The 23,241-nt window shown below is 72.4% G+C and carries 20 protein-coding genes, 1 tRNA gene and 1 pseudogene; 13 read left to right on the top strand and 9 right to left on the bottom strand.

Annotation, left to right across the window (positions count from 1 at the left end; genetic code table 11):
• Positions 1–3 precede the first annotated feature (3 nt).
• Entirely contained in the window at positions 4–783 is a 780-nt protein-coding gene (locus ACO229_RS25365) for a hydroxypyruvate isomerase family protein (protein WP_423463149.1), read from the top strand.
• 1 nt (position 784) lies between these two features.
• Here ACO229_RS25365 and ACO229_RS25360 read toward each other — a convergent pair.
• Together ACO229_RS25360 and ACO229_RS25355 are read right to left on the bottom strand one after the other, a co-directional pair.
• Positions 785–2,079 (bottom strand): annotated as a pseudogene (locus tag ACO229_RS25360) (RNA polymerase sigma factor).
• A 32-nt stretch (positions 2,080–2,111) separates the two neighbouring features.
• Complete coding sequence (locus ACO229_RS25355) at positions 2,112–2,534, bottom strand: YciI family protein (protein ID WP_397430756.1); 423 nt, start codon at positions 2,532–2,534, stop codon at positions 2,112–2,114.
• Positions 2,535–2,715: 181 nt separating this feature from the next.
• On the opposite strand from ACO229_RS25355, the gene ACO229_RS25350 reads away from it, so the two are divergent.
• The 4 genes from ACO229_RS25350 to ACO229_RS25335 all read left to right on the top strand — a co-directional run bounded on the left by ACO229_RS25350 (position 2,716) and on the right by ACO229_RS25335 (position 6,808).
• Positions 2,716–4,743: a glycoside hydrolase family 15 protein gene (locus tag ACO229_RS25350; RefSeq protein ID WP_397430757.1), complete on the top strand. Its 2,028-nt coding sequence runs from the start codon at positions 2,716–2,718 to the stop codon at positions 4,741–4,743.
• A 119-nt stretch (positions 4,744–4,862) separates the two neighbouring features.
• Entirely contained in the window at positions 4,863–5,720 is an 858-nt protein-coding gene (locus ACO229_RS25345; protein ID WP_423463148.1) for an alpha/beta fold hydrolase, read from the top strand.
• Positions 5,713–6,315, top strand: coding sequence for a TetR/AcrR family transcriptional regulator (locus tag ACO229_RS25340; RefSeq protein ID WP_423463147.1), 603 nt, complete (start codon positions 5,713–5,715; stop codon positions 6,313–6,315). The genes ACO229_RS25345 and ACO229_RS25340 overlap by 8 nt, the downstream gene beginning before the upstream one ends.
• Before the next feature lie 55 nt (positions 6,316–6,370).
• Positions 6,371–6,808, top strand: a complete 438-nt coding sequence (locus tag ACO229_RS25335) for a VOC family protein (protein ID WP_423463146.1) — start codon at positions 6,371–6,373, stop codon at positions 6,806–6,808.
• Between the two features lie 37 nt (positions 6,809–6,845).
• On the opposite strand, the gene ACO229_RS25330 is transcribed toward ACO229_RS25335, so the two are convergent.
• Complete coding sequence (locus ACO229_RS25330; RefSeq protein ID WP_423463145.1) at positions 6,846–7,106, bottom strand: metal-sensitive transcriptional regulator; 261 nt, start codon at positions 7,104–7,106, stop codon at positions 6,846–6,848.
• Between the two features lie 16 nt (positions 7,107–7,122).
• On the bottom strand, positions 7,123–7,314 hold the full coding sequence (locus ACO229_RS25325) for a hypothetical protein (RefSeq protein ID WP_423463144.1): 192 nt from the start codon (positions 7,312–7,314) through the stop codon (positions 7,123–7,125).
• Positions 7,315–7,391: 77 nt separating this feature from the next.
• Between ACO229_RS25325 and ACO229_RS25320 the strand changes: the two genes are divergently transcribed.
• Positions 7,392–9,083 carry an FAD-dependent oxidoreductase gene (locus tag ACO229_RS25320; RefSeq protein WP_423463143.1) on the top strand — a complete coding sequence of 564 codons (1,692 nt, stop codon included), beginning with the start codon at positions 7,392–7,394 and terminating at the stop codon, positions 9,081–9,083.
• An 88-nt stretch (positions 9,084–9,171) separates the two neighbouring features.
• On the opposite strand, the gene ACO229_RS25315 is transcribed toward ACO229_RS25320, so the two are convergent.
• Positions 9,172–10,083 carry a Bax inhibitor-1/YccA family protein gene (locus tag ACO229_RS25315; protein WP_423463142.1) on the bottom strand — a complete coding sequence of 304 codons (912 nt, stop codon included), beginning with the start codon at positions 10,081–10,083 and terminating at the stop codon, positions 9,172–9,174.
• A 222-nt stretch (positions 10,084–10,305) separates the two neighbouring features.
• Between ACO229_RS25315 and ACO229_RS25310 the strand changes: the two genes are divergently transcribed.
• Both ACO229_RS25310 and ACO229_RS25305 read left to right on the top strand, forming a co-directional pair.
• On the top strand, positions 10,306–11,256 hold the full coding sequence (locus tag ACO229_RS25310) for an ABC transporter ATP-binding protein (protein ID WP_397417058.1): 951 nt from the start codon (positions 10,306–10,308) through the stop codon (positions 11,254–11,256).
• Positions 11,253–12,140, top strand: coding sequence for an ABC transporter permease subunit (locus tag ACO229_RS25305; protein ID WP_397417060.1), 888 nt, complete (start codon positions 11,253–11,255; stop codon positions 12,138–12,140). Before ACO229_RS25310 ends, ACO229_RS25305 begins: the two co-directional genes overlap by 4 nt.
• A gap of 141 nt (positions 12,141–12,281) precedes the next feature.
• Here ACO229_RS25305 and ACO229_RS25300 read toward each other — a convergent pair whose 3' ends face one another.
• Both ACO229_RS25300 and ACO229_RS25295 read right to left on the bottom strand, forming a co-directional pair.
• Positions 12,282–16,403, bottom strand: coding sequence for an efflux RND transporter permease subunit (locus tag ACO229_RS25300; RefSeq protein WP_423463141.1), 4,122 nt, complete (start codon positions 16,401–16,403; stop codon positions 12,282–12,284).
• Positions 16,404–16,565: 162 nt separating this feature from the next.
• On the bottom strand, positions 16,566–17,801 hold the full coding sequence (locus tag ACO229_RS25295; RefSeq protein WP_397417064.1) for an MFS transporter: 1,236 nt from the start codon (positions 17,799–17,801) through the stop codon (positions 16,566–16,568).
• A 59-nt stretch (positions 17,802–17,860) separates the two neighbouring features.
• Between ACO229_RS25295 and ACO229_RS25290 the strand changes: the two genes are divergently transcribed.
• The 4 genes from ACO229_RS25290 to ACO229_RS25275 all read left to right on the top strand — a co-directional run bounded on the left by ACO229_RS25290 (position 17,861) and on the right by ACO229_RS25275 (position 20,104).
• Positions 17,861–18,352: a MarR family winged helix-turn-helix transcriptional regulator gene (locus ACO229_RS25290; protein ID WP_397430766.1), complete on the top strand. Its 492-nt coding sequence runs from the start codon at positions 17,861–17,863 to the stop codon at positions 18,350–18,352.
• A 117-nt stretch (positions 18,353–18,469) separates the two neighbouring features.
• Positions 18,470–18,679 (top strand): hypothetical protein, encoded by a 210-nt coding sequence (locus ACO229_RS25285; RefSeq protein WP_397430767.1) that lies wholly within the window; start codon positions 18,470–18,472, stop codon positions 18,677–18,679.
• Between the two features lie 41 nt (positions 18,680–18,720).
• Positions 18,721–19,419 (top strand): ArsR/SmtB family transcription factor, encoded by a 699-nt coding sequence (locus tag ACO229_RS25280; protein ID WP_423463140.1) that lies wholly within the window; start codon positions 18,721–18,723, stop codon positions 19,417–19,419.
• Positions 19,420–19,501: 82 nt separating this feature from the next.
• Complete coding sequence (locus ACO229_RS25275; protein ID WP_423463139.1) at positions 19,502–20,104, top strand: ClpP family protease; 603 nt, start codon at positions 19,502–19,504, stop codon at positions 20,102–20,104.
• Between the two features lie 47 nt (positions 20,105–20,151).
• On the opposite strand, the gene ACO229_RS25270 is transcribed toward ACO229_RS25275, so the two are convergent.
• Positions 20,152–20,643, bottom strand: a complete 492-nt coding sequence (locus ACO229_RS25270; protein ID WP_423463138.1) for a helix-turn-helix domain-containing protein — start codon at positions 20,641–20,643, stop codon at positions 20,152–20,154.
• Positions 20,644–20,798: 155 nt separating this feature from the next.
• On the opposite strand from ACO229_RS25270, the gene ACO229_RS25265 reads away from it, so the two are divergent.
• Positions 20,799–23,039, top strand: a complete 2,241-nt coding sequence (locus ACO229_RS25265; protein WP_423463137.1) for an ATP-binding cassette domain-containing protein — start codon at positions 20,799–20,801, stop codon at positions 23,037–23,039.
• Positions 23,040–23,147: 108 nt separating this feature from the next.
• On the opposite strand, the gene ACO229_RS25260 is transcribed toward ACO229_RS25265, so the two are convergent.
• Positions 23,148–23,221, bottom strand: a tRNA-Leu gene (locus ACO229_RS25260).
• Between the last annotated feature and the right edge of the window lie 20 nt (positions 23,222–23,241).

Below are 23,241 nucleotides of genomic sequence, written 5' to 3'. Positions count from 1 at the left end.
GAGATGCCCAGGTTCGCCGCCAACGTGTCCTTGCTGTTCAGCGAGGTGCCGCTGCCGGAACGCTTCCGCCATGCCCGCGACGCGGGGTTCGAGGCCGTCGAGTGCTGGTGGCCGTTCGCCACCCCCGACCCGGACGCCGCGCAGGTGGGGGCGTTCGTCGACGCCCTGGCCGCGGCGGACGTCCGGCTCACCGGCCTCAACCTCTGGGCGGGTGACATGCCCGGCGGTGAGCGCGGCGTCATCTCCCACCCGGACCGGGCCGACGAGCTGCGGCGCAACCTCGCGGTGCTGCGGTCGATCGTCGGGGCGACCGGCTGCGACCGGGTCAACGCGCTGTACGGGCAGCGCCTGCCGGACGTCCCGGCGGCCGTCCAGGACGAGACGGCGACCCGGCACCTCCGGCTCGCCGCCGACACCCTGGCCGACGTCGGCGTCACGGTCCTGGTCGAGCCGCTGACCCGCGGCGAGAACGGCGACTACCCCATCCTGACCCTCGACGACGCGCGGGCGGTCGCCGACCGCGCGGGCGACGGCGTCGGCGTGCTCTTCGACGCCTACCACCTGCACAACAACGGCGCCGACGTGGTGGCGGACATCGCACGGCACGGCGCCACGGTCGACCACGTGCAGATCGCCGACTCCCCGGGCCGCGGCGAACCGGGCACGGGCACCATCGACTACCCGGCCTTCTTCGACGCGCTGGACGCGAGCGGCTACCCGGGCTGGACGGGCTGCGAGTACCGCCCGACCACCGCCGACCACCTCACCTGGCTGACCCGTTGAGTCAGGGCAGGGCTGCGGCCTTGGCCGTCAGGACCGCACGTTCCGGCGCGTTGGCGCACAGGGCCGCCGCGCGAAGATATTCCGCCCGGGCCTCTGCCGGGCGGCCCAGGCGGGCCAGCAGCTCGCCGCGGACGCCCGGCAGCAGATGGGAACCCTGCAGCACACGGCGGTCGACCAGGTCGTCCACGACCCGCAGCCCCAGCTCCGGCCCGCGGGCCATCGCCACGGCGACCGCACGGTTCAGGTCCACCACGGGCGACGGCGCGATACGGCCGAGCGCCTCGTAGAGCACCACGACCCGCTCCCAGTCCGTGCCGGGCACGGAGGGGGCCACCGCGTGGCACTCGGCGATCGCCGCCTGCAGCGCGTAGGCCCCCATCCCGGCCGGGCCGACGGCGCGGCGCAGCGCCGCCCGGCCCCGGGTGATCGCCGAGCGGTCCCAGCGGCGCCGGTCCTGGTCCTCCAGCAGGACCGGCTCCCCCGCCGGCCCCGTCCGGGCGGGGAACCGGGCGGCGGTCAGCTCCAGGAGCGCGAGCAGGCCGAACGTCTCGGGCTCAGGGGCGAGCCGGGCGAGCACGCGGGCCAGGCGCACGGCCTCGCGGGCCAGGTCGTGCCGGATCCAGTCGTCGCCCGACGTCGCCGAGGAACCCTCGGTGAAGATCACGTACAGCACCCCGCGCACCGACGAGAGCCGCTCCGCCCGGTCCGCGCCGTCGGGCACCTCGAACGGGACCTGTGCCGCCGCGATCGTCTTCTTGGCGCGGGTGATGCGGGCCTGGACCGTCGCGACGGGCACCAGGAACGCCCGGGCGATCTCGTCGCTCGTCAGGCCGCCCACGACGCGCAGGGTCAGCGCGATCCGCGCCTCCCGGGACAGCACCGGGTGACAGGACACGAACATGAGCGCGAGCACGTCGTCGTCGATGCGCCCGGGGTCGATCAGATCGGGTGCAGAACCCGGGTCACCTGCGAGAACACCCGCGCCGGGCGTCGGCCCGCCTGTCACTACCTCCCCCTCGGCGAGGCCGTGCGCCAGCGCGGCATAGCGCTCGTCGCGCCCGGCCCGGCGCCGGTAGGCGTCGATCGCCCGGCGCCGGGCCGTGGTACGAGCCACGCCGCGGGGTCGCGCGGCGTGCCGTCACGGGGCCAGGAGACGAGCGCCTCGGCGAGCGCCTCCTGGGCCACGTCCTCGGCGAGCTCGAAGTCCCGCGTGTAGCGGGTGAGCGCGCCGACGATGCGCGCCGACTCGATGCGCCAGACCGCCTCGACCGCCCGTCGTGCGGCGTCGTCGTCCATCGCGCTCCCTTTCCGCCCTCGGCCCTCGGGGCTCAGAGCTGACCCGTGGACTCGCGCCAGTCCCGCTCCTTCTGGATGTACTCGTTGTCCTGCGGGAACTGGTCCATCTCGGTCACCTTGCGGATCTCCGCCTTGCTGCCCGGGCCGGCCAGCGGGGCCCGCCTGGCCCACTCGACCGCCTCCTCCTTGGAGGCCACGTCCAGGATCCAGAAGCCGTTGAACAGCTCCTTGGTCTCGCCGTAGGGCCCGTCGGTCACGACGGGCGTCTCGGACGAGTAGTCCACGACCACGGAGTCCGCGGCGTCCTCCAGGCCCTCACCGGCCACCAGCACGCCCGCCTGGATCATCTCCTGGTTGAACCGGCCCATGTCGGCCACGATCTTCTGGAAGTCCATCTGCTCGTAGGCGGCCACGGTCTCGTCGGTCCCGCGCATGATGAGCATGTACTTCGGCATGGTCTCTTCTCCCTGTTCGTCACGGCCCCCTCGACGGGACCTTCTCACTCACAGGTCGAACGGGAAACCGCTCGATCGACACGACCCCGGAACGCGTCGCGAGAGGGGCGCGGAAGGGGTGCCGCGCACCACACGCGCACGGTTTGCCACACCCGCGGACCGTGCGGAACCCTTGAGTCTCATGACGCTCGAATCGATTGAGTCGCCGGGGGCCGACGCCGATGCCCCCGCGGCAGCCGGCACCCCCTCGCGGCGCCGGGAGGCACCGACGCCCACCAGCCCGGGCCCGGTCAGAGGACACACGAGCGACGGCGCCTCCCCCCGGGCCTGGGACGGCCGCAGCAAGTTCCCGCACATCGGCGAGTACGGCTTCCTCTCCGACTGCGAGACCAACGCGCTGATCGCGCCGTCCGGCAGCGTCGAGTGGATGTGCGTGCCCCGGCCCGACTCGCCGAGCATCTTCGCCAAGATCCTGGACCGGGGAGCCGGCCACTTCCGGGTGGGGCCGCACGGCGTGAACGTGCCGGTGGCGCGCCGCTACCTGCCGGGCACGCTCATCCTGGAGACCACGTGGCAGACCCCCACGGGCTGGCTCGTGGTGCGGGACGCGATGCTCATGGGCCCGTGGCACGACCTCGAGTCGCGCTCGGGCACGCACCGGCGCACCCCCACGGACGACGACGCCGAGCACGTGCTGATGCGCACCATCAAGTGCGTGTCGGGCACGGTGGACCTCGAGGTCGTCTGCGAGCCGCGCCCGGACTACGCGCGCCGCGACGTCGAGTGGGAGTACGAGAACAGCGGCTACTCCGCGGTCGTGGCCCACATCGGCGGCTCCAACCCGGACCTCCACCTGCGCTCCAGCCTGCGGTTCGGGCTGGACGGCGGCAAGCGGGTCACCGCGCGCACCCGGATGACGGAGGGTGCCACGCACTTCGTCGCGATGTCGTGGGGCTCGCAGAGCGCCCCGACCACCTACGCCGGCGCGCTCGACGCGATGTGGCGCACCGAGCGGTTCTGGCGCGACTGGATCACGCAGGGCCAGTTCCCCGACCACCCGTGGCGCAGCTACCTGCAGCGCTCGGCGCTGACCCTGAAGGGCCTGACCTACTCCCCCACCGGTGCCCTCATCGCCGCGGCGACCACGTCGCTGCCCGAGACGCCGGGCGGCGAGCGCAACTGGGACTACCGGTACGCGTGGATCCGCGACTCGACGTTCGCCCTGTGGGGCCTGTACACGCTGGGCCTGGAGCGTGAGGCGAACGACTTCTTCGCGTTCATCCAGGACGTGACCAGCGACGACCAGCCGCTGCAGATCATGTACGGCGTGGGCGGCGAGAACACCCTGGAGGAGTTCGAGCTGCCGCACCTGTCGGGCTACGAGGGCGCGCAGCCGGTGCGGATCGGCAACGCGGCCTACGACCAGCGCCAGCACGACATGTGGGGCGCGGTGCTCGACTCGGTGTGGCTGCACGCCAAGTCGCGCGAGCAGCTCCCCGAGTCGCTGTGGCCCATCCTCAAGCGGCAGGTCGAGGAGGCCGCCAAGCACTGGGACAAGCCCGACCGGGGCATCTGGGAGGTGCGCGGCGAGCCGCAGCACTTCACCAGCTCCAAGCTCATGTGCTGGGTGGCGATGGACCGCGGCGCCAAGCTGGCCCGGCTCTACGACGAGCTCGACTACGCCAAGGAATGGCAGAAGATCGCCGACGAGATCGCCGACGACATCTGCGCCCGGGGTGTGGACGAGCGCGGCGTCTTCACGCAGCGCTACGGCGACCCGGCGCTGGACGCGTCGCTCCTGCTCGTGCCCCTGCTGCGGTTCCTGCCGCCCGACGACGAGCGCGTGCGCGCCACCGTGCTGGCCATCGCGGACGAGCTCACCGAGGACGGCCTCGTGCTGCGGTACCGCACGGACGAGACCGACGACGGGCTGCAGGGCGAGGAGGGCACGTTCACCATCTGCTCCTTCTGGCTGGTGTCGGCCCTGGTCGAGATCGGGGAGGTGGAGCGGGCCCGGTCGCTGTGCGAGCGGCTGCTCGGCTACGCGTCGTCGCTCAACCTCTACGCCGAGGAGATCGAGCCGGGCACCGGCCGGCACCTGGGCAACTTCCCGCAGGCGTTCACGCACCTGGCCCTGATCAACGCCGTTATGCACGTGATCAAGGCCGAGTCGGGCGAGGCGGAGAAGGGCTACTTCGGCCCGTCCTGACCCGTCACGCCCCGTTGAGTGCGGGATCTTCGCCCTTCTGACACACAGAAAGGGGCGAAGATCCCGCACTCGACGTTTGGGGGTTGTGCGGTCTGGCTAATGAGCGTAGCTTGATGGCTATGAGGACAAACTTCCTGCAGCGCCCCGAGGGACGCATCGCCTACACCGACTCGGGCTCGGGACCGCTCGTGGTCGCCGTCCCCGGCATGGGCGACCTCCGCTCCACGTACGACGACGTCGCTCCGGCCCTCGTCGACGCCGGCTACCGCGTCGTCGTCGCGGACCTGCGCGGCCACGGCGAATCGGACACCACGTTCCGGACGCACGGCGACGACGCCACCGGCACCGACCTCCTGGCCCTCGTCGAGCACCTCGGCGCCGGCCCCGCCGTCCTGCTGGGCAACTCCATGGGCGCCTCGGCCGCCGCGTGGGCCGCAGCCGAACGGCCCGACCTGGTCCGCGGCCTCGTCCTGCTCAGCCCGCTGCTGCGCGAGCCGGGGTCGCCGGCCATGCAGCGCGTGCTGCGCGTGGCCTACCGCGCGCTGCTCGCCCGGCCGTGGGGCGCCGCGTTCTGGGCGTCGTACTACTCGTCGATCAGCAAGGGCCGGCGGTCGGCGCGGCACGCCGAGCACGTCGCGGCCGTCCGGCGGGCGCTGAGCGAGCCGGCGCACCTGCGGTCCTTCCGCGACCTCGCGCTCGCGCTCGACCACGCGGTCGTCGAGGCGCGGCTGCCCGACGTCACGGCGCCGGCGCTGGTCGTGGTCGGCGCGCTCGACCCCGACTACCCGGACCCGGCGGCAGAGCTGGCCTGGATGACCGACACGCTCGGCGCCCGCGGCGTCCTGGTCCCCGAGGTGGGCCACTACCCGCAGCACCAGGCACCCGACGTGACGGTCCCCGCGATCCTGGAGTTCCTCGACGGGCTCCCGGGCGCGGCCGGCGCCGGGGCGGCCGAGGACGGCGGCCGGCGTGCCTAGGGCCGGGCTGTCGCACGACGCCGTGGTGCGGCTCGCCGTCGAGGTCGTGGACGAGGGCGGCGCGAGCGGGTTCGCGGACCTCACGCTCGCGAAGGTCGCCGCGAAGGCAGGCGTCGCGGCACCGAGCCTCTACAAGCACGTGGGCTCGCTCGCCGACCTGCGGCGCGACGTCGCCGTGCTCGCCGTCCGCGAGCTGACCGCCACGGGTGCCTCGGCGACCGTGGGCCGTGCCGGGGCGGATGCGCTCCGCGCCCTGGCGAGCGCCTGGCGTCAGTACGCCCACGACCACCCCGGACGCTACGCCGCCACGCAGGTGGGTCCCGATCCGGACGACCCGGCCGGCGCCGTCGCCCGCGACGTCGCCGCCGAGGGCGTGCAGGTCGTGGTGGCGACGCTGCGCGGCTTCGAGCTGCCGGACGACCGCGTGATCGACGCCGTCCGCGCCGTCCGGTCGGGCATCCACGGGTTCGTGCTGCTGGAGCTCGGCGGCGGGTTCCGGATGCGGGAGGACGTGGACCAGAGCTTCGCGGTGCTGGTCGACATGCTCGTCGCGGGCGTCGCGGCGCTGGGTGCGCCGGTAGCCGCCCCCCGCTGACGCCCCGCCGGAAATCCCGTGTCCCGGGGTGCCCTGCAGTCATTAGGCTGAGCGGATGGTTTCCGTCAGGCAGGTCCAGATCACCTTCGACTGCGCGGACCCGTGGCGCGTCGCGCGGTTCTGGTGCGAGGTGCTCGGGTACGTCCTCCCTCCCGCCCCCGAGGGCTTCACCACCTGGGAGGAGTACGAGAGCTCCCTCCCGCCCGAGAAGCGGGGCGCCGACGGCGCCGCCGCCTCGGACCCCACGGGTGCCGGGCCCCGGCTCTACTTCCAGAAGGTGCCGGAGGGCAAGGTCGTCAAGAACCGCGTGCACGTCGACGTGCGGGCGGGCACGGGCCTGGTCGGCCAGGAGCGGGTCGACGTCCTCGAGGCCGAGTGCGCGCGGCTGGTCGCGCTGGGCGGCACCCGTCTCTACCTGCAGGAGGCCGACGAGGAGAACGAGTCGTGCCTCACGATGCAGGACATCGAGGGCAACGAGTTCTGCCTCGACTGAGTCGAGGCGGCTCGCCGGGACGGGCGGCCGAGGCAGGCTAGGCGAAGGACAGGAAGAGCTTCTCCAGCTTCTCGGCGTCGACCGCGCCGTTCTCCTCGTCCGACAGGCACTGCTTCAGCCCCGTCGCGATGACGGCGAAGCCGGCCCGGTCGATCGCCTTCGACACCGCCGAGAGCTGTGTGACGACGTCGGCGCAGTCCGCCCCCTCGTCCACCATGCGCACGACGGCGGCGAGCTGTCCCTGCGCGCGTCGCAGCCGGTTGGACACCTTCTTCATCTCCTGCGGGTCGAGCTCCATGACCACGCCTCCCCTCTCAGCGGCCGAACAGGCGGGACAGGAACGAGCCCTTCGCGGGCGGCTCGCCGGCCGGCTCTGCGGTCGGCTCCTCGGCATGACCGGGGCACCGGTCGGCACGCGGCACGTTCGCCATCACCTGGTCCACGTGCTGCCCGCAGCCCGCCCACGTCGTCCTGCCGCACGTCCGGCACGTCACAGCCCTGCACATGGTCATCTCCTTCGCGGTCGTTTGGAGCGAGAATACCCCCCGGGGTATTGTCGCGGTCAAACGAGGAAGGAACGCACATGAGGATCGTCATCGTGGGCGGCGTCGCCGCGGGCATGTCGGCCGCGACCCGGCTCCGTCGTCTCGCGGAGGACGCCGAGATCGTCGTCGTCGAGGCGGGTGACCACGTGTCGTACGCGAACTGCGGGCTGCCGTACTACGCGGGCGGCGTGATCGAGGACCGCGACGCACTGCTGCTGCAGACGCCCGAGTCGCTCGCGGCGCGGTTCCGCCTCGACGTCCGGGTGCGGCAGCGGGTCACCGGCATCGACGCCGCGGCACACACGCTGACGGTGCGCGACCTGACGACCGGCGACGAGTACGTCCAGGCGTACGACCGCCTCGTCCTGAGCCCCGGCGCCCGCCCGGTGGTCCCGCAGGTCCCCGGCGCGGAGCGCGCGCTCGTGCTGCGCGACGTCGCCGACGCCGACCGGCTGCTGGCCGAGGCCGGCCGCCCGGACGCCCGGACCGCGGTCGTCGTCGGGGCCGGCTTCGTGGGCCTGGAGGTCGCAGAGAACCTGGTCCGGCGCGGTCTCGCGGTCACTGTCGTGGAGCTGGCCGACCAGGTGCTGACGCCGCTGGACCCCGAGCTGGCCGTCCGCGTCCGCGACGAGCTGGCGTCGCACGGGGTCGACGTCCGCACCTCGACCCAGGTCACCGCACTGACGCCGGGCACCGCGGTCCTGGCCGACGCCGCGGGCGCCGACGCCGGCGAGATCCCGGCCGACGTGGTGGTCGCGGCCGTCGGCGTCCGGCCCGACACGGAGCTCGCCGAGCTGGCGGGTGCCGAGCTCGGCCCGCGCGGCGGCGTCCTGGTGGACGAGGACCTGCGCACGTCGGTGCCGGACGTGTTCGCCGTCGGTGACGCCGCGCTCAAGCGTGACGCGCAGTCCGCGGCCGGGCAGGAGTCGTTCACCCTGATCCCGCTCGCGAACCTCGCCAACCGGCACGGGCGGCACGTCGCGGACGTGATCCTCGGGCGGACGGGCATGCGGCCGTCGACGGGCACCGCCGTCGTCGGCGTCTTCGACCTGACCGCGGCGGTCGTGGGGCGCAACGAGAAGCAGCTCCGGGCCGAGGGCCGGCCCCACCGCGTCGTGCACACCCACCCGAGCCAGCACGCCGGGTACTACCCAGGGGCCAGCGCGATGGCGCTCAAGCTGCTCGTGGACCCGGGGACCGACCGCATCCTGGGCGCCCAGGCCGTGGGCCGCGACGGCGTCGACAAGCGCATCGACGTGCTCGCCACCGCGATCGCCGGCGGAGTCACCGCCTCCGGGCTCGCGGACCTCGAGCTGGCCTACGCACCCGCCTACGGCTCCGCCAAGGACCCGGTCAACATGCTGGGGTACGTGGCCGACAACCTGCGCACCGGCACCACACGCAGCATCCAGTGGCACGAGCTCGACGAGGCGGTGCGGGACGGGGCCACGCTGGTGGACGTGCGCACGCCCGCCGAGCACGCCCGCGGGACGGTCGAGACGACCCGGGACGGCGTGCGGTCGCCGGCGCTGAACGTCCCCCTGGACGAGCTGCGCGCCCGCGCGCACGCGGAGATCCCGGCCGGGCGCCCCGTGGTGGTGCACTGCCAGGTGGGCCAGCGCGGCCACACCGCCGCGCGGCTCCTCACCCAGCTCGGCTACGACGTGCGCAACCTCGACGGCGGCTACCGCACGTGGCAGGACGCCGTCCGCGCGACCGCCGGCCCCTGACGCACGGCCCCTGACGCACGACCCCGGACACAGCAGATCGGGCCAGCCGTGACGACGGCTGGCCCGATCCGGGACGTGCGGTGCGGAACTAGTCGCGCGCGAAGCTGGACACGATCGCCAGCAGGCGGAGCAGCTCCAGGTACAGCCAGATCAGCGTGACCATGAGGCCGAAGGCCGCGGCCCACGCCATCTTGGCCGGGACACCGGCCTCGACACCGCGCTTGATCGAGTCGAAGTCCACGATCAGCGAGGCGGCCGCGAGGCCGACGGCGATCAGGCCCACGACGATGCCGACCAGGCCGCCGCCCCAGGAACGCATACCGAACTCACCGAGCACCCCGGTCCACATCAGGACCAGGTTGACCAGCGAGAACAGCGCGTAGCCCAGCATGGCGAACATCAGCCAGCGCGTGAACTTGGCGGTCACGCGGACGCGACCGCTCTTGAACAGGAACAGGCTCACCGCGAACACGGAGATGGTGCCGAGCACCGCCTGCAGCACCACGCCGTCGTACAGCGTGTTGAACTGCAGCGAGATCGCGCCGAGGAAGGCGCCCTCGAACACCGTGTACGCCACGATGAGCGCGGGGCTGGGGTTCCGCTTGAAGGCGTTGACCAGGCCGAGCACGAGCCCACCGATCAGGCCCACGATCATGACCAGGCCCATCATCGCCGGCGGGACCAGCGTCCACGTCGCCGCCGCCACGACGACGAGCAGCGCGAGCAGCCCGCCGGTCTTGACGATCACGTCGTCGTAGGTCATCCGCTTCGTGTCCGCGGTGGTGGCGGACGGTGAGCGGTACATCGCGTCGAGCTCCGACGCGTCCATCGCCTGCTGCCCCGCGGCGCCGTACTGACCGTACTGGCCGGCCTGCGGCGGGGTGCCGTACGCGGGAGTCTGGTTGGGGTAGGTGGCGGTGCCGCCACGGCGCGCACCGGCGGCACCGGTACGACGCGGCTCACCGAAGACGTCGCTTCTCGAAAAGACGGGGTTGCTCATCTGCTCCTCCTGGTCTGTCTGACCATCCTAGGGAACGCTGGACATGCCTGGAGAGTTCCCAGGTCATACCTTCGGATGAAGTAGGTCCGTCCCAGGGATGATCGGGGCCGGTAATGCGTGCGGTGGGTGCCTCCGGCTCCCTAGTCTCGTAGTGACCAGTCCTGGCGCGACCGACCGACGGTCGCATCGACTGTCCCCGCATGCCAGATGGAAGGGCAAGTGATGATCAAGGCCACAGGCCTGACGAAGAGGTACGGCGCCAAGACCGCCGTCGACGGTGTCACGTTCACCGTGCAACCCGGCCAGGTGACCGGCTTCCTGGGCCCGAACGGCGCCGGCAAGTCGACCACGATGCGCATGATCGTGGGCCTCGACCGGCCCACAGCCGGCAGCGTGACTGTGAACGGCAAGCCGTACGCCGCGCACCGCCGTCCGCTCGCGGAGGTGGGTGCCCTGCTCGACGCGAAGGCCGTGCACACCGGCCGGACCGCGCGCAACCACCTGCTCGCCATGGCCGCGACGCACGGTATCCCGACCCGGCGCGTCGACGAGGTGATCGAGCTCACCGGTCTGCGCCCCGTGGCCACCAAGCGCGTGGGTGGCTTCTCGCTCGGCATGGGCCAGCGCCTCGGCATCGCGGCGGCCCTGCTCGGTGACCCGCGCACGCTGATCCTCGACGAGCCCGTCAACGGGCTCGACCCCGAGGGCGTGCTGTGGGTCCGCAACATCGCCAAGTACCTCGCCTCCGAGGGCCGCACGGTCTTCCTGTCCAGCCACCTGATGAGCGAGGTCGCCCTGACGGCCGACCACGTGATCGTCATCGGCCGCGGCCGCATCCTCGCGGACGCCCCGGTCCAGGAGATCGTCGACGGCGCCGAGCGCAAGCTCGTCCGGGTCCGTTCGCCCCAGGCGACCGAGCTCGCCGAGCTGCTCAAGGCCAACAACGCCCAGGTCGACGACGTCGAGCCGGGCCTGCTGGAGGTGCGCGGCAGCAACGCGGCCTCCGTCGGCGAGCTGGCCGCGGCGTCGCGGATCGTGCTGCATGAGCTCACGCCCGTCGCGTCCACGCTCGAGGAGGCCTACATGTCGCTGACCGCCGACGCGGTCGAGTACCAGTCCGAGGACATCGCCACCGCCGGTGCGACGTCCGACCTCGAGGGGAGCAAGGCATGAGCGCGACGGTCACCGCTCCGGCGAGCGGAGCCGCGTCCGGCCCGACGACGGGGAAGACCTCCGTCCGCCCCGTCACCTTCTGGCGGGTGCTGCGCTCGGAGTGGATCAAGCTGTGGTCGCTGCGCTCCACGTGGTGGACGCTCGCGTCGACCGTCGTGGTCATGATCGGGTTCGCCCTCCTGCTGGCCCTCGTGGTCCAGCTCGCCGGCGACGCGATGGAGGGCGCCCCGCCGGAGGACCAGGCAGCCATGGGCGGCATGCTGGGCGGGACCAGGGTCGTGGCGGCCGGGTTCGAGATGGCGGCCCTCGTGGTCGCCGTGCTCGGGGCGCTGATGATCACCGGCGAGTACTCCACAGGCATGATCCGCTCGACGTTCGCGGCGGTGCCCAGCCGCCTGCCGGCGTTCTTCGGCAAGGCGCTCGTGCTCGTGCTCGTGACGGCGGTGCTCACGGCGGTGTCGCTGGCCCTGAGCTGGCTCGTCACCTACCCGATCCTGAACGGCAACGGTGCGACGGTCGACTTCGGCGACGGCGACCAGGTGCGGTCGCTGCTGGGCACGGTGCTCTACGTGACGCTGGTGGCGCTGTTCGCCCTCGGCCTCGGCACCCTGCTGCGCCACACCGCGGGTGCGATCTTCACGGTGGTCGCGATCTTCCTCGTGATCCCGACGATCTTCCAGGTGGCCACCTTCGCGGCGGCCCAGCTCGAGTGGGTCGGCACGGTGAACAAGCTGCTGCCCAGCGTGGCGGGTGCGCAGATCACGCCCAACGCGGGCGCGTTCCCGGACGTGCTGGACCCGTGGGTGGGCATCGGCGTGCTGGGCGGGTACACGGCGCTGGTGCTGATCGGTGCAGCGGCCCGCCTCAAGCTCCAGGACGCGTAGCGGGACGTGGGCCGGGCCGGGCTGTCCGGCCCGGCGCCTCTCCGGAGAAAGGTGTGCTCCCGGGGACGGGTTGCGGAGAGTAGGCATTGTCTACTCTCCGCAACCCATCCCCGGGAGCACAGTTGTCTGTGGGGTGAGGCGTCAGTCGAGCGGGTCCAGCGGATGAGGCCATACTGGCGCCGCCTGCTGCGGGTGCCGGGTCGGTGGTTCCTCCTGTGGATACCGGACTGCTGGTTCCTCCTGCTGATACCGGACCGGTGGCTCCTCGTGCGGCGGCCGGACTGACCGTTCCTGCTGCGGCTGTCGGCGGACCGGCAGCTGTTGCTGCGCCTGGTGCGGCGGCTGGTGCGCCGACGGCGGGCTGGGCCACTGCTGCGCCGAGTGCCCTGGCACGGGCTGCTGTGGCGGCCGCGCCTGCAGCCGCGGATCCGGTCCTGGAGCGTGCTGCCGCGGATCTGCAGCCGGGGCAGGCCGCCGCGGATCCGGCGCCGGGGCGGGCTGCCGCGGGTCCGGTGCCGGGGTGGGCTGCCGCGGGTCCGATGCGGGGGCGGGCTGCTGGTAGCGCTGCTGGGAACGTTCCGCGTGCTGCCCGCCGTGCGGTGCATACCCGTTCTGCTGGGGGTATGTCTCGAACAACGGATATGCCGCCGGCTGCTGCCGGTCGGGAGCCGGGGTCGCACCCTGTCCGACCCCGTGCTGTGGCTCGACCCTGGCGGACGCCCGGGCCGACGGAACCCGAGCCGGCGGGCTCTGCGCGGGCGGCGACTGAGTAGACGGCGACTGAGTAGACGGCGATTGAGTAGACGGAGCCTGCGCAGGCGGCGACTGGGTGAACGGAGCCCGCGCGGGCGGGGCCTGCGCGGGAGTGGGCCGGCTGTGCCGCCCCGGACGCCCCTGGTCGGGTTCGGCCCAGGCGCTGGACCGGGCCGGCGAGGCCCAGGAACCGGTCTGGACGGCAGCGGGTTCCGGGGTCGGCGGCCAGGCCGGCGCTGCGGGTGCCTGTCGCTGCGCCGCCGCCTGGCGGCCGACCGTCTGGAAGGCCCCGGTCGCCACGCTGGGGAACGCGCCGGTCAGCGGCCTGCGCGTGGTCCGCCCGGCGGCCTTGTCCGCCGCACGACGGCGTTCGGCCCGGCCCTCGAAGATCGTGTAGATCACGGGCACCACGTACAGGGTCAGCGCGGTCGAGGAGACGAGTCCGCCGATCACCACGAGCGCCAGCGGCTGCGAGATGAACGCCCCGCCGCCGGTGACCCCCACCGCCATCGGCGTCAGCGCGAAGACCGTGGCCAGAGCCGTCATGACGATGGGGCGCAGTCGCTTGCGCGCACCCTCGCGCACCGCCTCGTCGAGGGCCATGCCGTCCTGGCGGTACTGGTTGATGAGGTCGATGAGCACGATCGCGTTGGACACCACGATCCCCACCAGCAGCAGGGTGCCGATGAGCGCGGGCACCCCCAGCGGGGTGTCCGTGGCGACCAGCGCCACCAGGGCGCCCACCGCCGCGAACGGGATCGACACCAGCAGGATGAACGGCTGGGCCAGGCTGCGGAACGCGGCCACCATGACGATGAACACGAGGGCGATCGCGGCCAGCAGCGCCATCCCCAGGTCGTTGAACGCCTCCGCCTGGTCGGCCGCCGCGCCGCCCACGGTCACCGTGGCCCCCGCGGGCAGGTCGAGCGCCGCGATCTCGGCGTCGACCGCCTCGGTCACCGCCCCCAGGTCGTCGCCGGCAGGCGTCACCGACACCGTCGCGGACCGGTCGCCGTCGATCCGGCTGATCGACGTCGGCGTCTTGGCGACGTGCACCGTCGCGACGTCGCTGAGCTGCACCGTCCCGGCCGCCGTCGGTACCGGGATCTCGCCGATGCCGGACATGGTCGTCGGCGTCCGGCCCGCCGCGAGCGTGACGCCCACGGGGCCCTCGGCGGTCCGCAGCTCGCCCATGTCCTGCGCACCCGCCATCGCCGCGGACGCGATTCCGGTGACCTGGGTCTCGGTGAGCCCGTACTCGGCCGCGACCTTGCGGTTCACGGTCACCTCGACGATCTCCTGTGCCGCGGAGAGGTCGTTGCTGACCTCGGCGACACCGTCGAGACCGCCCATCGCCTCCTGGAGTGCGGTCGTGGCCTGGCTCAGCGCCGCGTCGTCGTGCCCCCGGACGACCAGGTCGATCGACGACGTCCCCACGGAGTCCCCGGCGGAGACGGAGATCTCGGTCGCCGGCTTCTCGGCGAGCCCGCCGACGGCGGCGCGGATGTCGGCCGCGGCGGCCGCGCCGTCGGCGTCGTCCGTGAGCGTCACCGCGAACGATGCCTTGAGACCTGCGCTCGCCCCGCCGAACGCGGCCATGGACATGTCGCCGCCGCTCCCCACGGTGGACTGCACGCTGTCGACGGCCGGGACGGCCGCGAGCGCCTCCTCCACCTTTCTGGCCGCCTCGTCCTGACCCTTGAGCGAGGTGCCGGGCGCGTAGTGCTGCGTGACCGTCACGGTGTCCTGCCCGCTGTCCCCGAGGAAGCTGGTCTCCATCCGCGGGACCAGGGCCACCGTGCCGCCCAGGATCGCGACGGCGAGGCCGAGGGTGACGGCGGGCCGTGCCAGCGCGCCGTCGAGCGACGGCACGTAGAGCCGCTGCCAGACGCCGCGCTCCTCCTTCTCCTCGGCCGCCGCGCGCGCCGCCGAGCCACGACTGCTGCTCTTCGGCGGCCGGATGAACCAGTACGCCAGCACGGGAACGATGGTGAGTGCCACGACGAGCGAGGCCAGCATCGCGATCGACACCGTGAGGGCGAACGGCCGGAACAGCTCCCCCACCATGCCGCCCACGAAGGCGATGGGCAGGAAGACCGCCACGGTGCAGATCGTGGAGGCGGCGATCGCCCCGCCCACCTCGCGCACCGCCGTCAGGACGGCCTCGGTCCGCTCGACGCCGTACGACATGTGCCGCTTGATGTTCTCGATGACGACGATGGCGTCGTCCACCACACGGCCGATCGAGATGGTGAGCGCGCCGAGCGTGAGGATGTTCAGGGTGTATCCGCCCGCGTTCATCGCGATGAACGTCACCGCGAGCGACAGCGGGATGGAGATCGCCGACACCAGCGTGGACCGCATCGACATCAGGAACACGAGGATCACGAGCACGGCGAACAGCAGACCGAGACCACCCTCGGTGGCCAGCCCGTGGATCGAGTCCTCGACGAACGGCGCCTGGTCGAACACGACGGCGGTCGTGACGCCGCGCTCCGCCAGCGGGTCGGCCACCTCGGCCTCCGCGAGCGCGTTCTCGACGGCGTGCGACACCTCGACGGTGTTGGCCTCGGGCGTCTTCGTGATGGCCAGGCCGAGCGACGGCGCACCGTCGAGCCGGGAGTACGACGTCGCCTCCACCGGCTCGAGCCGGACCGTCGCGACCTCGCCGACGAGCACCGGCTCGGCCGGAGCCGTCGGCGCCGCCGGGTCGGCCGGCAGGGCGCCGGCAGCCGCGCCGGCGTCTTCGCCGCCCGCTCCCGTCGTGCCGCCCGGCACGACGGGGAGCTGCTTGAGCTGGTCGACCATGTCCACGGGCTTGCCGAGCTGCACCGACCAGGCACGACCGCCGTCCGTGATCTCGCCCGCCGGCACGACGACGCCGTTGTCCTGCAGCACCGTGGTCAGGTCCTGCGGTGTGAGGCCGGCCGCCGCGAGCCGCGCCTGATCGGGCTGGACGCGGACCTCCGTCTCCTGCTGCCCGGTCACCGCGACCGAGCGGACGCCCTCGACGTCCTCCAGGGCCGGGACGATCACGCTCTCGACGGTGTCCGCGAGCGCATGGGGGCTCTTGTCACCTGCCACGGCCATCTGGACCACGGGCACGTCGTCGACGGAGCCGGTCGTGACCTGCGGGCTGACATCCTGGGGCAGGGCGGGCTGGGCGCCCGCGACGGCGGTCTGCAGCCGCTGGGTCGCGGCCTCCATGTCGGTGCCGTACGTGAACTCGACGGTGGTCAGGGAGACGCCGGTGGACGCCGTCGAGCGCACGGAGGCGACGTCGTCGACCGAGGCGATGGCTTCCTCGATCACGTCGGTGACCTGCTCCTCGACCACCTGCGGCGACGAACCCGGGTACTGCGCGCTCACGATCCCGGTCGGCAGCTGGAGGGACGGGATCAGCTCCTGCTTGAGCGCGGTCATGCTCACCACGCCGAACACCGCTATCGCGATCGTCACCAGCGCCACGACGGCTCGGTTCGCGAGGGACAGCCGGGCGAGACGGAACACGGGGACTCCACGGTGCGGACGAGGATCGGGCAGACGGAACGCTGCCGCCGTCGTGCCCGGGGCGGACCAACGGGGTGAAAACGACCGAAGTCCCCAGAGTAGGGCAGTGTGCCGCACCAGCGGCAAGCCGAACGGTGAGCCGCCGCCCGCCCTCGCCCGGCGTCACAGCTCGGACATGGCCTCCTCCGGGGTGTGCTCGGCCTGCCGCGCGCGCCGGTCCCAGCGCTGCCAGAGCACGCGCTCGCCGAGCGGCCGCGCCATGACGTGCGCGGTGACGAGGAACACGATCACTCCGACGACCAGCACACCCGAGGCGACCCAGAACGGCGAGGCGGCGCCCACGCTCTCGGCGAGCAGACCGGCGACCACCGGCGCCGGGGCCGCGAACCCCCACCGCACCAGGTTGAACGCACCCGTGGTGACCCGGCGGTCCGGGTCGCCGAGGGCCAGCGACAGGTCGGTGAGGTTGGCGTTCGCGATGCCCATGAACACACCGGCCACGATGGTCACGACGACGGATCCCGCGGTGCCCACGCCGATGGCCAGCAGGGCCACGCAGGCGAGCACGCCGAGCACTGCCACGCCGAGCGTCTGCACGAACCCGATGGCGTGCGCGAGCCGGTGACCGACCGCGAGGATGCCGACAGCCACGCCGATGCCCCATGCCGTGAACACCAGGCCGAGCGGCACGACGTCCAGGCCCAGGAACACGGGGACGTAGCCGAGCACCACGAAGAAGACGAAGTTGTAGGCGGCCGTGACGACGGCGAGCGACAGGAACCCGGGCTTGCGGAACAGACCGAAGACCTGGCCGAGCCGCAGCGGCGCGGGCTTCTCCGCCGGGTCCTTCAGCCGGGTCACCGACACGAGCAGGGCGACCAGCATGAGCAGGCCGCAGACGAAGAACGGCACCCGCCAGCTGATGTGCCCGAGCAGACCGCCGATCAGGGGCCCGACCGCGAAGCCGAGCCCGACGCAGGTCTCGAACAGGCCGACCACCCACTCGCGGTCCCGGGCCAGAGCGACCAGCAGCACCATGGCCGTGGCGAAGAACATCGCGTTGCCCAGGCCCCACACCCCCCGCAGGACCGCGAGCTGGGCGATGTTGCCGCTCAGCGCCGCCAGCCCGGCCGCGACGGCGACGAGCGTGACCCCGGTCGCCAGGATCTTCTTGTAGCCGAACCGCCCCGTCGCCATGACGGCGGGGATCATGCCGATCGCCATGACCGCGATGTACGCGGTGAACAGCAGCTCGATCTCCCAGGTGGTGGCCCCGATCTCCGCGCCGATGACGGGAAGGATCGGGTCCACGACGGCGATACCCGCGATCGCGAAGAACGCGGTGAGCGCCGTGGCGTAGATCGCTGTCTTGTTCGGTTCGTTGCGCGCGGTAGCCACGCGGCCTCCTCGGATCGATTTACCTGTACCCCACAGATATCTACCTGTAGGCTACACCTATGTCGAAGAGGACGAAAGAGGCCGCCGACGCCGAGCACGCCGGCGAGGGCACACTCTCCCGCGTCGAGCTCCAGCTCGCGCTCCTGCTCCGCCGGGCCGAACGGACGGGCGCGATCCGCGCGGGGCACGCCCCGTCGCTGGAACGGTCCGGCTACCTGCTCCTGCTGGTGCTCAGCACCGAGGGGCCGCTCGGCATCAACGCGCTCGCCGAGCGGCAGGGGCTCGACGCGTCCACCGTGACCCGTCAGGTCGTGAGCCTGGAGAAGGCGGGCTTCGCCCGGCGCAGCCGCGACCCGCTCGACGGACGGGCGGTACGGGTCGAGGCGACGCCGGCCGGCCGGCAGCAGCTCGACCACGAGCGCGCCCGGCGCAGCGCGATGTACGACGAGATCCTGGCCGACTGGTCCCCCACCGAACGGGCCTTGCTCGCCGGCCTGCTCGAACGGCTCAACCACGACCTGGACGCCTTCCGGCGTGATCCGGAGGACTGACGCGGTCTCCAAAGATTTCGTTGCAAAGAATCTCTTGCAAAGAACTGTTGGCATGCGTAGGGTGGTCACGTCGGTCGCACCCGTCCGGCGACCCGTCCCCCAGCGAGGAGCACCGCGATGACCGCCTACGCACCCGTCGCCCGCGCCACCGTCCCCCCGTCCGTGCGCCTCGCCCGCGGGACGGCGTCCGCCACACGACCCGCCGCACCGCGCCCGGAGGACCGGGAGGAGCAGCGCCGGGAGATCGAGCGGGCCGAGCGCCGCCGAGCCCATGCGGAGCGCGTGCGGGACAACCTGGCGGCCCGCCATCCACTGGCCCTGCGCTGACCGACCGGTCCCGGCGGCGGGGTGTGGGTAACGTCCTGCCTATGGCGACAGCACGCAAGGACTCCCCCGGCCCGACCGAACGGCCGTCGGCCCCGGTGCCGGTTGGGCCGCCCGAGCTGCGGGTCGCTCCCGACGCACCCGCGGACAGCGGTCGCCCGCCCGAGCTGGGCCCCGCGGCCCTGCGGGCGCTCGCCCATCCCCTCCGCATCCGCATCCTCGACCTGCTGCCCAGCCACGGACCGCTCACGGCCAGCAAGCTCGGCGAGATCGTCGGCGAGTCCAGCGGCTCGACCAGCTACCACCTGCGCCAGCTCGCCAAGCACGGCTTCGTCCGTGAGGTGGAGGGCAAGGGCACGGCACGCGAGCGCTGGTGGGAGCGCACGCCAGGGGGCTTCAGCATCTCCAGCTCGGGCAAGGACTCCCCGGCGGGCCGCCAGACTGCCGAGGCCGTGAACACGGAGTTCCTGCGGCTCCGGCACGAGCGGGTGATGGCCTTCCTCCGGGCCACGCAGGACGCGGACGAGGAGATGCTCACCTCCTGGATGGGGGCGACCACCTTCTTCTCGGCCAACAAGTGGGCCACGCCGGAGCAGATGGCCGCGATGGTGACGGCCTGGGAACGCTTCATCACGGAGCACATCGACCCGTTGAGCGGCCAGGAGGGCGAACCGGGCACCGTGCCGGTCGAGGTCCACTTCGACGTGTTCCCCACGATCGATCCGCAGGGCAACCCCTTGTGACGAGCGGGCGGTCTGCCGTCAGCAGATCTGCGGCCGGCAGAGTCCGCTGTCCCCCTGCGCGGGGCGGGACGATCGTGGAGGCATGACCGACACGACCCACCTCCAGCCCTTCGAGGACCACCTCGCCGCACGGCTGCTGCACCAGCGCATCGTGCTCATCGGCAGCGAGATCGACGACGCCGTCGCCAACCGCGTGACCGCACAGCTCCTGCTCCTGTCGTCCGAGGACCAGGCCGCGGACATCAGCGTCTACATCAACTCACCCGGCGGCTCCATCGGCGCGGGCCTGGCGGTGTACGACACGATGAAGCTCCTCCCGAACGCCGTCTCGACCGTGGCGGTCGGCTTCACCGGGAGCATGGGTCAGTTCCTGCTCGCCTCGGGCACGCACGGCAAGCGGTACGCGCTGCCGCACGCGCGGATCATGATGCACCAGCCGGCCGGCGGGGTCGGCGGCACCACCAGCGACGTCGTCGTCCAGGCCGAGAACATCCGGCACGTCAAGGACGTAGTGACGCGGCTGCAGGCCGAGCACACGGGGCAGACCGTCGAGACGATCGCCGCCGACTCGGAACGCGACCGCTGGTTCACCGCCGAGCAGGCGCTCGCCTACGGGATGATCGACAGGATCGTGGACCAGGTGCACGACGTCCGCCCGGGCGGGAAGCGACGCGCCGGCCTCTGAGGACCGGCACCGGTCCCCGATGCCGGCTCCGCGGTCGTCGGGGACCGTCAGGCCGCGAGCAGGACGGCCTCCCCGGACCGGCCGCGGGGCGGCGCGGCGCCCGAGCCGGTGGATCCCGCCTGGAGCGGGTGCCGGGAGGACGAGAAGCCCGCCGCACGCCGGGCCGTGGACGACAGGACGCGGACGCGGCGGCTCTCCTCCTGGGCGGCCAGCGCGAGCGCGAGCTCCGCCCACGCCCGCTCCACCAGGTCGACGAGCCGCATCCCGAGCGCCTCGCACACGGCGGCGAGCACCTCGGACGAGGCCTCCTTGCGGCCGCGCTCGACCTCGGACAGGTAGGCCGTGGAGACCCGCGCGTCCGCGGCGACGTCGGCCAGCGTGCGACGTTGCTCGCGTCTGGTCCGGCGCAGGATGCCGCCCACGAGGTCACGCAGCAGTGGCTCGCGAGCGTGCTCGAACGTGCCAGGTCTGGCTCCCGGCACGCGCTCGTCCGTGCCGAGCCCCGGGGCACCCGCAGTACCCGTTGAGATCAGTGTCATCTGCCCACTCCCGCCGTCGGTACCCGTCACGCTACCCAACCCCACTGACACACCGGGTCGTTCCGGCGTCTGCTGCTGGCGTAACGGCGCATCCCGTTGCCGGGGTGCGTGTCAGTGCCTCCTGGCACCATGGGACCACCGACCAGGAAAGGACAGTGGTGTTCGGATCTATCGAGGTGCGCGGAGCCCGCGAGAACAACCTGCAGGGCGTTTCGGTGGACATCCCGAAGCGGAAGCTCACGGTCTTCACCGGGGTCTCCGGCTCCGGCAAGAGCTCACTCGTGTTCGGCACCGTCGCCGCGGAGTCACGTCGGCTGATCGACGAGACCTACCCGGCGTTCGTCCAGGGCTTCATGCCCTCGCGCCCCCGGCCCGACGTCGACACGCTGTCGAACCTGTCGGCGGCGATCGTGGTGGACCAGGAGCCCATGGGCGCGAACGCCCGCTCCACGGTGGGCACCGCGACCGACGCGTACACGATGCTGCGGGTCATCTGGTCCCGGCTCGGCACACCGCACATCGGCGGGTCCAACCTCTTCTCGTTCAACGACCCGCAGGGCATGTGCCCCGAGTGCGAGGGCCTCGGCCGGGTCTCCACGATCGACACCGACGCGCTCGTGGACCGGGACAGGTCGCTCAACGAGGGTGCCATCACGTTCCCCAACTTCGGCGTCGGCACCTGGTACTGGAAGGTCTACGCCGACTCGGGGCTGTTCGACGCGGACAAGCCGCTCAAGGACTACACAGACACCGAGTGGCACGACCTGATGCACGGGCCCGAGCGCAAGATCGTCTCGGGCGGCATCAACGTCACCTACGAGTCGCTGGTCCCCAAGATCACCCGGCTGTACCTGGTCAAGGACGTGGAGTCGATGAAGGGGGCGATGCGGGCCGCCGTCGAGCGGCTCGCGACGTTCGCGCCGTGCCCCGCGTGCGGCGGTACCCGGCTCAACGACCGGGCCCGGTCGTCGCTGGTCCGGGGCAAGCACATCGGCGAGGCCGCGGCCATGCAGCTCACCGACCTGGCCGACCTGGTCCGCGGCCTCACCGACCCGCACGTCCAGCCGATCCTCGACGGCCTGGGTGACCTGCTCGCCACCTTCGAGCAGATCGGGCTGGGGTACCTGTCGCTGGACCGCGAGTCGTCGTCCCTGTCCGGTGGCGAGGCCCAGCGCACCAAGATGGTGCGGCACATGGGCTCGGCCCTGACGGACATGACCTACGTGTTCGACGAGCCGACCATCGGCCTGCACCCGCACGACGTGCGCCAGATGAACGCCCTGCTCCAGCGCCTGAGGGACAAGGGCAACACGGTGCTGGTGGTCGAGCACAAGCCCGAGGTCATGGCCGCCGCCGACCATCTCGTCGACATGGGGCCGGGTGCCGGTGCGCACGGCGGCACGGTGGTCTACCAGGGCGACCTCGCCGGGCTGCGCACCTCCGGGACGGCCACGGGCAAGCACCTCGACCAGGCCGTCACGCTCAAGGACACGCCGCGCACGCCGACCGGGCGGCTCCGGATCGAGCACGCCACCCTGCACAACCTGCGGGACGTCTCGGTCGACGTGCCGCTCGGGGTCCTCGTCGCGGTGACAGGAGTCGCGGGCTCCGGCAAGAGCTCCCTGATCCACGGCTGCCTGCCGCGCGACGGGGTCACGTTCGTGGACCAGTCCGCGATCCGCGGGTCGCGCCGGTCCAACCCTGCGACCTACACCGGCATCCTCGAACCCGTCCGCAAGCAGTTCGCCCGGGCGAACGGCGTCAAGCCCGCCCTGTTCAGCGCGAACTCGGCCGGCGCCTGCCCGGAGTGCAAGGGCGTGGGCCTGATCTACACCGACCTTGCCTTCATGGCGGGTGTCGCGAGCGTGTGCGAGGCGTGCGACGGCAAGCGGTTCACCGACGAGGTGCTGGGCTACACCCTCCGCGGCAAGAACATCGCGGACGTGCTCGCCATGTCCGTCGAGGAGGCGCTCGGCTTCTTCACGGAGAAGGCGGTGCTGCCGATGCTGTCGCGCCTGTCGGACGTCGGCCTGGGCTACATCTCCCTCGGCCAGCACCTCAACACGCTGTCCGGCGGCGAGCGGCAGCGGCTCAAGCTCGCGATCGAGATGGGTGGCGACACCCCGGTGTTCGTCCTCGACGAGCCCACCGCAGGCCTGCACATGCAGGACGTCGACAACCTGGCCGCCCTGCTGGACCGGCTCGTCGACTCCGGCCGGTCGGTGATCGTGGTCGAGCACAACCTCTCGGTCGTGGCACAGGCCGACTGGGTGATCGACATGGGCCCCGGCGGCGGGCACGACGGCGGTCGTGTCGTCTTCGAGGGCACCCCCGCCGGCCTGGCACGCGAGGAGGCCTCCCTGACCGGCCGCCATCTCGCGAAGCTGGTCGCCTGAGCCCCGGGCGTCGCCTGAAACCGGGCCTGCCAAGGGTCGGGCTGTCTCCTGAGACCAGGCCGTCAAGCCCGGAGCGTCGGGTCAACCAGGCCGCACCCAGAGCTGGCGTGCCCCCACCCGGGTTCGAACCGGGACTGTGCCGGGTTTAAGCCGGCTGCCTCTGCCAGTTGGGCTATGGGGGCGCACCCCAGAGACTACCGAG

Source organism: Promicromonospora sp. MS192, from assembly GCF_049532985.1.
GTDB lineage: Bacteria > Actinomycetota > Actinomycetes > Actinomycetales > Cellulomonadaceae > Promicromonospora.
Note: the sequence above shows the minus strand (reverse complement) of the source record. Positions and strands in the feature narration are given on the sequence as shown.

Coding starts and splice junctions, on each gene's coding strand:
- ACO229_RS25270 (WP_423463138.1), bottom strand. CDS start 20,643: ATGACACTGATCTCAACGGGTACTGCGGGTGCCCCGGGGCTCGGCACG.
- ACO229_RS25280 (WP_423463140.1), top strand. CDS start 18,721: ATGGCGACAGCACGCAAGGACTCCCCCGGCCCGACCGAACGGCCGTCG.
- ACO229_RS25365 (WP_423463149.1), top strand. CDS start 4: ATGCCCAGGTTCGCCGCCAACGTGTCCTTGCTGTTCAGCGAGGTGCCG.
- ACO229_RS25285 (WP_397430767.1), top strand. CDS start 18,470: ATGACCGCCTACGCACCCGTCGCCCGCGCCACCGTCCCCCCGTCCGTG.
- ACO229_RS25355 (WP_397430756.1), bottom strand. CDS start 2,534: ATGCCGAAGTACATGCTCATCATGCGCGGGACCGACGAGACCGTGGCC.
- ACO229_RS25335 (WP_423463146.1), top strand. CDS start 6,371: ATGGTTTCCGTCAGGCAGGTCCAGATCACCTTCGACTGCGCGGACCCG.
- ACO229_RS25350 (WP_397430757.1), top strand. CDS start 2,716: ATGACGCTCGAATCGATTGAGTCGCCGGGGGCCGACGCCGATGCCCCC.
- ACO229_RS25345 (WP_423463148.1), top strand. CDS start 4,863: ATGAGGACAAACTTCCTGCAGCGCCCCGAGGGACGCATCGCCTACACC.
- ACO229_RS25320 (WP_423463143.1), top strand. CDS start 7,392: ATGAGGATCGTCATCGTGGGCGGCGTCGCCGCGGGCATGTCGGCCGCG.
- ACO229_RS25275 (WP_423463139.1), top strand. CDS start 19,502: ATGACCGACACGACCCACCTCCAGCCCTTCGAGGACCACCTCGCCGCA.
- ACO229_RS25330 (WP_423463145.1), bottom strand. CDS start 7,106: ATGGAGCTCGACCCGCAGGAGATGAAGAAGGTGTCCAACCGGCTGCGA.
- ACO229_RS25305 (WP_397417060.1), top strand. CDS start 11,253: ATGAGCGCGACGGTCACCGCTCCGGCGAGCGGAGCCGCGTCCGGCCCG.
- ACO229_RS25290 (WP_397430766.1), top strand. CDS start 17,861: ATGTCGAAGAGGACGAAAGAGGCCGCCGACGCCGAGCACGCCGGCGAG.
- ACO229_RS25310 (WP_397417058.1), top strand. CDS start 10,306: ATGATCAAGGCCACAGGCCTGACGAAGAGGTACGGCGCCAAGACCGCC.
- ACO229_RS25325 (WP_423463144.1), bottom strand. CDS start 7,314: ATGTGCAGGGCTGTGACGTGCCGGACGTGCGGCAGGACGACGTGGGCG.
- ACO229_RS25315 (WP_423463142.1), bottom strand. CDS start 10,083: ATGAGCAACCCCGTCTTTTCGAGAAGCGACGTCTTCGGTGAGCCGCGT.